At 60.7% G+C, this 11,337-nt stretch carries 6 protein-coding genes; 5 read left to right on the forward strand and 1 reads right to left on the reverse strand.

Features of this window, described 5'->3' with window-relative positions:
- Positions 1 to 908 precede the first annotated feature (908 nt).
- The 4 genes from C8D95_RS21150 to C8D95_RS21165 all read left to right on the forward strand — a co-directional run bounded on the left by C8D95_RS21150 (position 909) and on the right by C8D95_RS21165 (position 8,718).
- Positions 909 to 2,243 carry a LytR C-terminal domain-containing protein gene (locus tag C8D95_RS21150; RefSeq protein ID WP_164721658.1) on the forward strand — a complete coding sequence of 445 codons (1,335 nt, stop codon included), beginning with the start codon at positions 909 to 911 and terminating at the stop codon, positions 2,241 to 2,243.
- A 1,136-nt stretch (positions 2,244 to 3,379) separates the two neighbouring features.
- Positions 3,380 to 4,501 (forward strand): acyltransferase family protein, encoded by a 1,122-nt coding sequence (locus C8D95_RS21155; RefSeq protein ID WP_164721659.1) that lies wholly within the window; start codon positions 3,380 to 3,382, stop codon positions 4,499 to 4,501.
- A gap of 522 nt (positions 4,502 to 5,023) precedes the next feature.
- Positions 5,024 to 7,204 carry a hypothetical protein gene (locus tag C8D95_RS21160; RefSeq protein ID WP_109761190.1) on the forward strand — a complete coding sequence of 727 codons (2,181 nt, stop codon included), beginning with the start codon at positions 5,024 to 5,026 and terminating at the stop codon, positions 7,202 to 7,204.
- 197 nt (positions 7,205 to 7,401) lie between these two features.
- Positions 7,402 to 8,718 carry a hypothetical protein gene (locus C8D95_RS21165; RefSeq protein WP_126918557.1) on the forward strand — a complete coding sequence of 439 codons (1,317 nt, stop codon included), beginning with the start codon at positions 7,402 to 7,404 and terminating at the stop codon, positions 8,716 to 8,718.
- 851 nt (positions 8,719 to 9,569) lie between these two features.
- On the opposite strand, the gene C8D95_RS21175 is transcribed toward C8D95_RS21165, so the two are convergent.
- Positions 9,570 to 10,544: an OmpA family protein gene (locus tag C8D95_RS21175; RefSeq protein ID WP_109761193.1), complete on the reverse strand. Its 975-nt coding sequence runs from the start codon at positions 10,542 to 10,544 to the stop codon at positions 9,570 to 9,572.
- Between the two features lie 602 nt (positions 10,545 to 11,146).
- On the opposite strand from C8D95_RS21175, the gene C8D95_RS22370 reads away from it, so the two are divergent.
- The coding region (locus C8D95_RS22370) for a hypothetical protein (RefSeq protein WP_211312669.1) at positions 11,147 to 11,337 on the forward strand (191 nt) is incomplete at its 3' end.

The raw sequence follows: 11,337 nt of genomic DNA on the forward strand, positions 1-11,337 counted from the left end.
TTCTGTAGCGGAGCAGCGGTCATTCGGACACAGATCCGTCTGCTGACAGGCCGATGAAAAGGGCACCGGTGCCAAAACACGAGTATACTCCGCATGCACTGGCGATACCGCCATCAACACCGTTATTCTCGACTGGGACACGACACTCTCCAAAGTCGTTTGTCGCACTCCATCGAAAAGCCCTCGGCTGCGGTGCCTGCTAACCACCGCCCGATGGAATCCCACAGAAATGACGATATCGACCTGGCGCGGGATGGGATCGCCAACATCGCCGGCCAAGTTGGCGGCAGACGGCTCCAGATGGGCATGGCATTTTTCGACCAGTTCCCCCGCCACGCTCTCCGGAGCGCTGTGGTCGACGATAGACACCAGAGTCGCGCAGGCACCCGGCTCTCTGGCCAGAAGAAAACGCCTTTGGAGAGCGCGATCTGACCGCTCAGAAAGATCGGAAGCGATCACGATGGATTGAATGTTCCTGCTCCTGTGTCCGTTGTGCGGGAGCGGCAAGGCCGAACCTGCGCCCTGAGCGGATCATGACCCTTGATGGGATGCAACTCAAGCAGAGGGATCGTTTCGTCCTGCGGTCGATTGTCCGGCCACGAAAGGGCGCAGCTCTCCCGATTGCTCATTCGCGGTTGCAGGGACGTTCGTCGGTGAGGGCGTGACCAAGGCGTCGACGCGGACACCTTCGCCAGCGAAACAACCGCCCAGTGGGGAACATTATCCCTTTGCCGGTGTTCTCAAATCGTAAATGTCGCCACACACGGCCCGACCCGGCCCGGCGAACCGAGCCTAGCGGCACAGTTTCCTTGCAGTCTCACGGTGGACACATGGGATATTCTAGTTCCTTACAGCAGGGATCGCTGCCCGAAGATCTTCCTGCCGATGTGCGGAAAGTGCTTGAAAGGATGAACTTCGAAGAGCGGCTGGAGGACGCGCGCGCGCGCCGCAAGATCGCTCTTGCCCAGAAAAGAGCCCCTCGCTCTGAATTGTCTCTGAAGTCCGAGCAGGCGATGGACGACACGCCCGCGCCGGACGCAACTTTTGTTGAGGAGTCGGCGCAGCCGTCGGCGCTCGTCCGCACGCGTCCGGTGATCGGGGGTCTCTCCGCCGCCGTCGGCGTCTTTGCCGCCTTCGCCGTTATCGCCGAACGCCTGAACGTCATGCCGCAGCTGCATGTCTTCTCGGCCTCGGTCTCGCCACAGGTCCACGCGGAGCCGCCGGTCGCGATCTCGGAGCCGTCTGTCAGCCTGTCCGCAACGGCATCCGACGCCGCGTCTTTTTCAAGCCAAGCGCTGCCTGAGGCTGGACTCCCGGCGGCCGAGTTGCGGTGGTCGAGCCTGCCGCCCCCGGGTCTGGAAGACGCTTCGGCGGAGGCAGCCGTTCGGACGGTGGCCGTCGCGCCGTCGCGGATCGCCGCCCTCTCGGCGCCCGTCCAACGAGCAGAGGTCGAAGCGCCGCAGATCGCCCCCCTGGCGCTGCCGGGCATGTCTACCGTGCCATCTAGGGGCGGTCCCGCAACCTTGATCAGCGCCGCCCTTTCGGCGGAACCGCCGAAGGCAAAGGAGCCGGTACCAGCTTTCAAGCGCGCGAGACCGATGGACCTGCGCGTCTTCGTCCCGAACCTCGCGCCGGCCGGCACGATGCAAGACGTGCAGGATCGCATCGTGAGGTCCGGCTATGTCGTGACCGACGCGTCCGACGTCCCCCACTCGATCTCGCAAACCCAGGTCCGCTACTATCAGCGGGCCTACCGCGATCAGGCCGAGGCGCTGGCCGAGGCGCTGGGCGCACGCCCCCGTGACTTTTCCGACCGTTCGGGGACCGCCACGGAAGGGGTGGTGGAACTCTGGCTCGCGGGCGACGGAGCGGCCCCGGTTGCCCCGTTACGTTCTTCGGTTTCCCGCAACGTCGTCGCACCCGCTAGCGTCGCCGCAAAGGAAAGGGAGGTCCGGGTCCTTCGCACCACCAGAACGCAGTCTGAAGGAGGCGGACTTGGCGCGCTCCTCGGTGCGGTGATTGGCGGCGGGCGCGACATCTCCGCCCCGAATTCCGGCGACAGGGGACCTATCGGTAGTCCTTCAATAAGCAAACCATCAGGGGGAGCGCCTGCGACGGACGCTGGAGGTTCAGGCTCGAAAGGAAACAAAGGCAAGGGCGGCAGCAAAGGCAAGGGTGGCGGCAACGGCAAGGGCAAAGGTGGCGACGGCGGTAAAGGCAAAGATGGGAAGGGTAAAGGCTAGCGTGTCTTGCTAAGCCTGCTGAACCGAACGTTGCGAGTATTACGAGCCACTCTGGGTCTTTGACGCCGAACTCAAGAACGGACCGGGCTGTATCTTGCCTTCGGCCGAGATTGGACGGCACAAAACCGCCATGGCTCTGACGGCCTCTCGTCAGCTTGCCAACCGTTCCAACAGGTTCTGCACGTTCCTGCCACCGCCCGCCGCGCCAGCATCCCGCGGGAATTTAGCTCTCCTGCAATCTCTCGCAGGGTCATCGTGCCCTGCGCCTGGATGGCCTCGACCACCGGACGCAGTCCCGCGGCAAACTCATCTGCGTTCCGAGCCACCGTCTCTCGCAGCGCCCGACCGCCCTTGCCGGCCCACCTCAGCGCCGCTGCTCCGTTCGGACTGTTCCGGCCGTATCCCTGTCGATGAGACCCTGGCGGTCAGAGGTCTGCAAGTTGCGTTCGCTCTGGGTGATGACGCGGCCTTCACAGGTGAAGATGCACTGACATCGAAGTGTTCGGCCCAACTTGGAAATAGTAAATTTGATAAGTGACTTACAAGCTGAACACCAAATCGGAGCAGTCATCAGGTCGAGAGAATATCGGTCCGGAGAGAACGCCCTTTGGCATCTTCGCACCAAGGAAGTGTTGAGCCCCGCGCGCATAACCCTTTAGCTAAACGAAGAATTCTTGCCTGAGGACGACGGGGAGAACGCTTTCTCAAGGGCCAGTGGCGGAGGAGACGGGACTGGGATCCAACGTTCTCCACCTTTTAAGCTGTTGAATTATAACGCGTATCAAAGTTGCAATAGGGCCACGTGATCAGTGGCGACTGAAATCGAACCGCGGACAGAAGATGCCCTGCCGCGATCCGGCGGCGGGGCGGCGGGGCGGCTACGAATTTATTGGGGCTGCCACAAACCGTGTTGGTTCGCTTCGCTTTGGCTCGCAAGAGCCCTACTTGCTCCGATTTTTCCGACGGGGAGGATGCCCTTGCTACACCACAACTTTGGCCGTTTTCTCGATTCGACACGCTGAACCCGGCCAAGTAAACACTTGGGGGCGCCTTTTTCAGGCCGACGCTGGCTGCCTCTGCCGGATGCCCCGATGGCATGGTAGTGCGTCCAGAACATTCATTATCGGACCCGCATCGTGGCAAACGTCTCCATCGATCTACAGCGTCATACCGTTCGTCAGGCATCCGCTGCCGCGTCCCGTTCTGCCTGGATCGACCGGCTGAGGGTCGGACTCACCTGTCTCGTGATCTTTCATCACGCGGCAATCACCTATGGCGCGAGCGGCAGCTGGTTCTTCAGGGCGACGGAGGAAATAAGCGTTCCTCTGACCTTCCTCGCCGCCGTGAACCAGGCCTTCTTCATGGGGCTGTTCTTCCTTGTGTCGGGCTATCTCGCGCCGCGGTCTCTCGACCGGAAGGGGCCCGCCGCGTTCCTGAAGGACCGTGCCGTGCGTCTCGGTCTGCCGGTCCTCCTATTTGGCTTCTTGCTTGGGCCCCTGACCGTGGCTATCGCGCAGGAGCCGCTTGTTAGAATCTGGGGGCGCACGGTTGCGGAGATCATGGACGGCACCTTCATCCTTGGCCCGCTGTGGTTCCCGGCCGCCCTCCTCGTCTTCTCCGTGGGGTTGGCACTTCTGCCGCGGACGATGCACGCGCCGCGCCCTATCCCCGGCTTTCTCTCCTGGCTGGCCCTCGCCCTCGTTACGGGCGTGCTCGCGCTCCTGATCCGTCAAGCGGTACCCGTCGGCGCGACGGTACTGGGCTTTCAGCTCGGCTATTTCGCGTCCTACGTTGTGCTCTTCGCGCTTGGCGTCACGGCCGGGCGAAACGACTGGCTCGAAGCCCTTCCGAGGCGGGGCATTCTCCTCTCGCTCGCGGTCGGAGCCGCAGCCCTTCCTGTGCTTCCCATGGCCCTTCTTTCGACCGACGATCCGGCGTTCGAGACCGGGCTGTCCCTCGCGGCGATCGTCTATGCGTTCTGGGAGCCTCTCGTCGCGCTGGGAGCCATAGCCGGCCTGATCGCCCTGAGCCGGCGCCCGGGATTGGTGTCCGCCCGGGCCCGCACGCGCGCTGCCGCCAACAGCTATGGCGCCTTTATCTTGCACGCTCCGATCCTCGTCGCGACAAGCCGCGCGCTCGATGCCTTCGGGCTCTCGAACGGACCCGCGCTCATCGTGTCGGTGACGGCAACGGTCACGATCGCCTTCGTCGTCACCGATGTCCTGCGCCGCTCGCCGCTCATCCGCCGCGTCATCTGATGCGCGTTCGCTCATTCGCGAACCCCCCGCTGACTTGAACCGCGCTCATGCCCTCGGAAAATGCTGGCGTCAGATAGGCACACTGCTGCGGGCCGTGATGCTTTCACCTTCCGGCATATCGATCCTTCCCGACCTTCATGTGGATCGGCCACGCAGGTGCAGCGAACAGCAAGGTACGCATGGCGTGACTAACGCGGTTTGAGGGCCGCCCCAAATTTTTTCTCCTTCAGAGCAGCGTGATACGGCTCCGCAGCGGCAAACGGAAACATTATAAAGTCGACGTGCGCCCCGTGCCCTTGTTAGGTTTTGACACCGGACGGACTCAGGGAGGTCAGCATGACCGGACATCGCAAGCGCGCCACGAGGTTAGAACCCGGCGCCTGTAAGGCACCCCAGCTTGGTCTCAGATCGCCCGGACTTCTGCGGTCTCTTAACTGATCCCTTCCAAGCTCGCCCATCTCGCGAGCCGCCGGCGGCCGCATTGAGCGAGAGACAGTCATCGTCCGCCGGCTGGAGAATGAGATGAACAATAGCCATCGACAATCACTCTCGGTTCTCGCAGCCGGCGCCGTGGTCATGATCCTGTCCTCGACGGCCTCCGTTGCCGAAAGCCAGCTTGAGGCAGGACTGCTTCGTATCGACGGGCGCATCGTTCTCGGAACAGGGCCCTCGAGGCGGATCGAATTTGACACCAATGAACAGACGGCAGCCGCAGCCAGGGCCATCGCAATCAGCGCAATCGCCAAGAACCCAGAGCGTGCGCTCGCCACCGATGAGGCCGCACTCTTCGCTCTCTCTATTCTTCCGCCGAACGCACAGCGGGACTTCCTTGCAGAACACTACCCGGGCGCCCATGACAGCATCAAAAGCCGGATAGAAAGGGACCCGTTCAGCTTTGGGACAGCGATGAACAGGGTCGTCTCGAACCCCTTCGTACGGGAAGATATGGCGAAGGCGGCGAGGGAGTTCATCGTCAATTTTGCATCAGCCAATCCAGTCGACAACCTCGACGTCCGGGTCTTCTGTCCGGTGAAGATCCGGGAGTACGACCTCGGGCGTGGATACTTTCCGATAGAAGACGGCGGTGGCGGCTACGGTTGCTCCAACCATCCGGTGCCTGTGTACGGGCTCATCAGCCCGACCCTGTCAGAGACCTACCGGAACTTTCCGACCACGATAGCCATGGACAGAGACGACGCCCGGGATCTTTATGAGCAAGTCATCGAATGGCCGCCTTTCCTCACGATCGACGGAACCGTCAGAACAGGCTGGGGCACCGACTTTCAAAATCGTCCGCAGCTCAATATCCGCATCATCGGCGGGTCGCCCTACCACCTGGTGAATCCCGAAGAACCCGAGAAGGTGCTCTTCACACTCGCGGATGCGCCGGCCGACATGAAGGACGTGCTTAGCGCTGACGACATGACGGAGCTTTTGAATTCAGCGCAGACCGTAACAATCGGCGAGACAGCGCCCCACACCCTATTCCCTGCAGGTGCAGGGCTCGGGCGTCTTTACTATCGCCGCCCAACGTACCCGGTCGGCACCCTTGGGCGGCTCGGTTTCATCGACAAACTCCCCGAGACGCCAACAAATGCCGAGCTCGCCGAAGCCCTTGGGGTTCCCACGACGCATCTCGTCGATGCAACCCCGGCGAAACAATTGGCGCCTGGCATAGATCGGCTTCTCTTCGTCTTTCCAGCGCCGGCCACGGATTACGCTGTGGTGTTGCCCGCTAGCTCAAGCATCTCCGGCCAGCCATTCATCAGGGTCCAGCTTCAGATTGGTACCGCATGGAAATTCGAGCATGACGGACAAAGCGTTCTGGTTCTTTCTGCTCGCCCACTTGGTGCAGATGCTGTGAACCACAACGATCACCCTAAGGAGGCCATGGTTCTGCGTCCAAACCCAGAGAGCCTGACCGAGATCTTCCGCGCTCCGGAGCCTGAACCCGTCAAGCCGCCCACGGACTTGTCGAATGCCGATATCATGGGTCTTCGTTTGGGCATGGAGATTGCTGAAGCGGAGCAACTGGCGCGAACTGAGATCGATGTCGGCTGGTCCGGGACCCTGAGCAGCGCCCGAATGACAAACCCAAAGCCGATGCAGGATTTCATGGTCCTCATCGACAAGGACAGGTGGAAGCGTGTCTCGCTTTACTGGAGCCCGGAGGAGACGGGGCGCCTTGCAGGGATTGCCCGTCTTATTGCAGTGCCCATTGCCGGACAGGATGTGGCTAAAGTGAAGGAGGACCTTGTTCAGTTGCTCGTCGAGAAATACGGAGAGCCAGACTATGTGAAGGGATTCCCTGAGCGCCCCAAGATGGTGTGGACCGGCGATCTAGGCGTCAACTTCCGCCAGCTGGACGCGAAGGACTTGCTCGAGCTCGAGCCACTGCATCCGGATTCAACTTGCTATGTTACGTTTTTCCTCGGAAGCATAGGCGTTGGCTTCCGATCTGAGGGTCCAGAACTCGACAGCCGGACTGCGATGTTCTTGCCGATTCATGGCCCGTATTTGAAGGTGGCAACGCTAGTATCTCAAGAGCCGCCTCCCGACTTTTATAATCGATGCGGGCCCACTCTCGTCGCCGAGATCCATAGCGACGCCGAGCATGCTTTTCTCCGGTATGGGCTCGTCGACATGGGACGCTATAAGATGCCGGAGCCGCCTGAAGTGTCCGTCACGAAGCCCAAGCTATGATGTCGCGCGGATGTCTTTTCCTACGCTTCCTGGGCGCCATAATCATTCCCCTTATCCTCGCTGGGTGCTTTGTCTCAAAACAGCCATTGGTCGCAGAGCAAGACGCGGCCTATCCGTTCGCGGCCGGCACACGCCTCGAGCTAATCGGGAGTGACAATCCTCCCGTCGCCCTTCAAATTACGAACGGGTACTATGTAATGGTAGAGCCGGAGAAGGATACGAAACAATTCCGGATGCGGCCTGTCGGCGCCGGCATTTACCTCCTAATGAGCTACTTTCCGAAGGACAGGTTCCCGTACGCCTACAGCCTTGCCCGCGTCCGAGGTCAGCAAATCGAGGTTTTCTATGTCAGAGAAGAAGACCTAGAGGCTTATCTGACACGCCTCGCCACGACAGATCCAGGTCATGCCAAATCCATCTCCTCCCAGGTGAACTCCGTAGGCGACTTCTATGAGGTGAACTCGCTTAGCTTCGTTGAGGTGCTTCTACCCGAGATGCTGGAAGAAGGCTTTGCAACGCGTCTGAACAGCTACACGGTTGTGCAGGATCACAATGACGAGCGTTCTGGAGGCCTGGACGCTTCATCCATTGCGCAGGAGAAGGGATCCGATGGTACGTCCATGATCACGGAACCGCCGATGGCACCCGCAAATAACGGAGCGTCGCCTGCGGGTGCGGGCTCTGCGTTACCCGGTCGCGCCAGCCCAGAGACCATCAAGAGTGACCTTGGCAACCGCTATGACCGCTTCCGGAACGAGGCAGGAGACTTCTACGTTTCGCTGATGTCCCCGAACGTGTTTGTTTCATACTCCGCGTCCCAAGACATGATGCGGTGCACCATTGGTCTTAAGCTCCGTGATGAGGAGCCGTTCAGCATTGTAGATGACGGCTGCGACGGTAGCCTTGAATTGGGCGTACGTGGGCTGAAAATCTTGAAACTCTCCCCAGAGGAATTGTACGGCTTCATCGGGAGAGTTGCGCGATCGGCAGATGGGACCCGGGCTCCGTTGCCGGCAAAGCTTGCTACGGAGACTCTGTTCGGAAGCCTGAAGTACGGACCGCTCGGCGAAGTCGTCGGCGCCGAAGCTGCAGCGCTTCGGAGCTTCATCGACAGCAGGTCTCCCTCAGCCACAGACACTGCGCAGTTCGCAGCAATGTCGGTCTCCCGAGGCCGGCAGCTCATCTTGATCGAGGTCGCCAAAGCCGAAGGCAACTGCTATTACCTGATGAACGACACTGACGCCGGCGGGCGCAACATCTTCGATGAGTGGATGGACTTACTCCTCAAGATCTACCCGAAGGAAGATGATGAATGGCCACCGCAGACGTTGCTATATATTGACGACGGCTGCAACGGGTCAATTGAGACCCTTGGCTTCGGCCGAAGGTTTTGGACGGTCGGCGACAACAATTACGTGCAGGCCAAGTATGAGCACAGCTTCGGCGCAAGTTTCTTTGCGCCCTTGACGGCTCTCTATACTGCAGGTGGCATCTTGGCTGCCAGTAATCCCTAATATGCTCTATGCAAGTGGTTTGTGGGCTTCGACTTGGAAAAATGGCCTCAAGTCCGAGATCCTCGATCATGCAACGAATGCCAGGACGCGTATGCGGCAGGTCCCAAGACGTCTGACGGCAGATCAAACTCCAACTCCGGCTTCTCTTGATGGAATTCGGGGAGGTATACTGGAGCGCTCGGGAAGAGCAGCTTCGGCCAGCAAAAGTCGAAGCGCCGTCGCGGACGAAGGGTCACCCGGCGCCGTGGGTGGAGGTTTCGCCGGAGCTGACGGCGACCCCGCGTTCCCTGCCCAAAAGCGATCGCTCGACCGGAAGCGCGGTCAAAGGCTGCCCGCGCGGGTCTTTGGCTATGGCATTAAGACTGCGCTCATTGGCGCGCTGTACTCCCTCTCCTTCAGTGCGCGGCTTTGAGCTCGCTCGCATACTCCCGTTCACATTTGTAGGCCCAGCACGCTCGCCACGGCACCGACTATCGCCGCGGCAGCCGCGAGCCACGTAAGCCGGTCATTGGTCCGTGATCGACGGCGAGCAAGGGCGTCCTGCGCCACCAACCAACGCTCTACGAAGGCTGGGGAAGCACTCACCACTCTGCCTCCAATTTCCGTCTCCACGATCGAGACAGGTTTAAAGTACGAGGCTGCGAGCTTTGCCCTGACCACGTCGGGGCCAAGAGCGTTCAGTTTCTTGGCCAGATCGGCGCTCTCCGCCTCGGTCGCAGTCTGCGTCCGAAACTCGTCGGTCTGTGAAAACGGCCTTTGATTCATTTCTTCCTCACGATTTCTCGCTAAACATCGACACGGTCCTGGCCACGACGAGACCGGCCAAGCGGCCTCGTCGCACGTTCCACCCGTCAGTCGTTGTCGCCGCCCTGGTTCCGGCCGCCAGAGTTGCCCGGATCGCCTTCCTCCGCGCCGTTGCCGCGACCGGCATCGGTATGCGTCCCGGACTGGTTGCCTCCATTGGAGCCACGGCCCAGGCCGTTCCCATTCCCGTTGCCGTTTCCTTGGCCGCCGTTCCCGTTGCCGCTCCCGTTGCCTTGGCCACCACTCCCGTTCCCGGGTGACTGTTCGTCTTCGGGTGCACCGGGTTGTTCGTTTCCAGGCTCTTCCGCCGGACTGCTGGACTCATCGCCGCCCGTGCCACCGTCCTCGCCTTCACCGGGGTTGCTCTCCGGGTCCTGCTGCGACGGCGGGGGTGTTTCGGACTGATCCGGTGTCTCATTGTCCGGCGTCTCAGTCTCACCAGGGAGATCGGACGGCCCGCCAGACGTGGGCGGGGTCTGGACCTGGGGCTGCTCAGGGCCCGCTGCCAGACGGTCACGGGCCCGCTCTCCCTCGTCCCGCACCAAAGCCTTCGCGGAACCCGAGGGGGTCTTCTGCAGGATGACCACGCGTCGATTGAGGCGTTCTGCCTGGTCGACGACTACAACAGGAGAGAGCTCGCCGAATGAGGCCGTTTGAACCAGCCGCTCGCGGGAGACACCTTTCGAGACCAGATAGGTCACAACGCTCAAGGCCCGGCGCAAGCCGAGGTCGTGGTTGTAGTCGGGCGATCCAACCTTGTCGGCGTGTCCGATGATGACGTAGTCAGAACTGGCGTTCTTCATCATGCGCGCCGCCTCGGCATCAAGCAGCAACCGCGCCTGAGGGTTGAGTTGGACGCCGTCGAAGGCGAAGTAGACAGTGGCCACGCCCATTCCCTGGCGAGCCTCGACACTGACCGGAAGTGGTTCCGACCGGGTCAACTGCTCGGGAGAGCGACTGTCCGAACAGGCAGCCAGCGCGGCTGAAAAGATGAACATAGTTCCTAGGGAGATTTTACTCATTACAGTCCTCGTACATTTACTGATTACTGGGTTTACGGAGATATTTATCTGCGGCCGCAGGATCGCTCCCGCCTCGCCTCGAATCAGAAAGCGTAGGGCAGCCTGCCGAGCGGCCGGGATTGCGCATCGTCCTGCTTCGGCTCTTCTGGCCGCAAGTACGATGGGTCCTTCCTGGAAGTTCTTTCCCCGATCTGCGTGAACGACGTCAGGTGCAGGCTCGATCTGCTCCGGCCAAAACGAACCAGGCGCACAAGGGCGGAGAGAACACAGGAGATGGAATCGGGGATTTGATGCGAATTGCTCGCCATATCTGTCTCACTCGTTACTGCTCCACCAACATGGCTAGGAGCTGACAAAAAACTACACGCGAGGAAAGTGCTCCCTCAAGTGGGCGAAACTGTGACTCGCGGCGAGGGATTTTGGTGACGAATTGTGCAGACGATCATCAGACAGAGCAGGCGAGAGCGACAATCGAGGAAGCTCTAGGATTGCTGAGGGTGAGCCAGACGGGACTGACAAATCTACTCAAAAGACCGCGATAAAGCCTCGTCTTCAACCCGGGATGATCAGACTTCGGACGCAATTCAAGACTATTGATACCCATGGATATCGCGGGATTCCTTGCAAATCCTGGGAGTTTTCGGATGTGTGTGCTTGGTAGTCTGGGACGTCGAATTAACAGCTTCTTTAGGCAAGATACGGGCGCAGTCACGGTCGAAGGGGTCCTCTGGGTCCCGATCTACGGCGTCTTCTTCGCGCTCCTCGTCGACGTCTCTCTGATGTTCAACGGACA

Source organism: Silicimonas algicola (genome assembly GCF_003148765.1).
Classification (GTDB): Bacteria; Pseudomonadota; Alphaproteobacteria; order Rhodobacterales; family Rhodobacteraceae; genus Silicimonas; species Silicimonas algicola.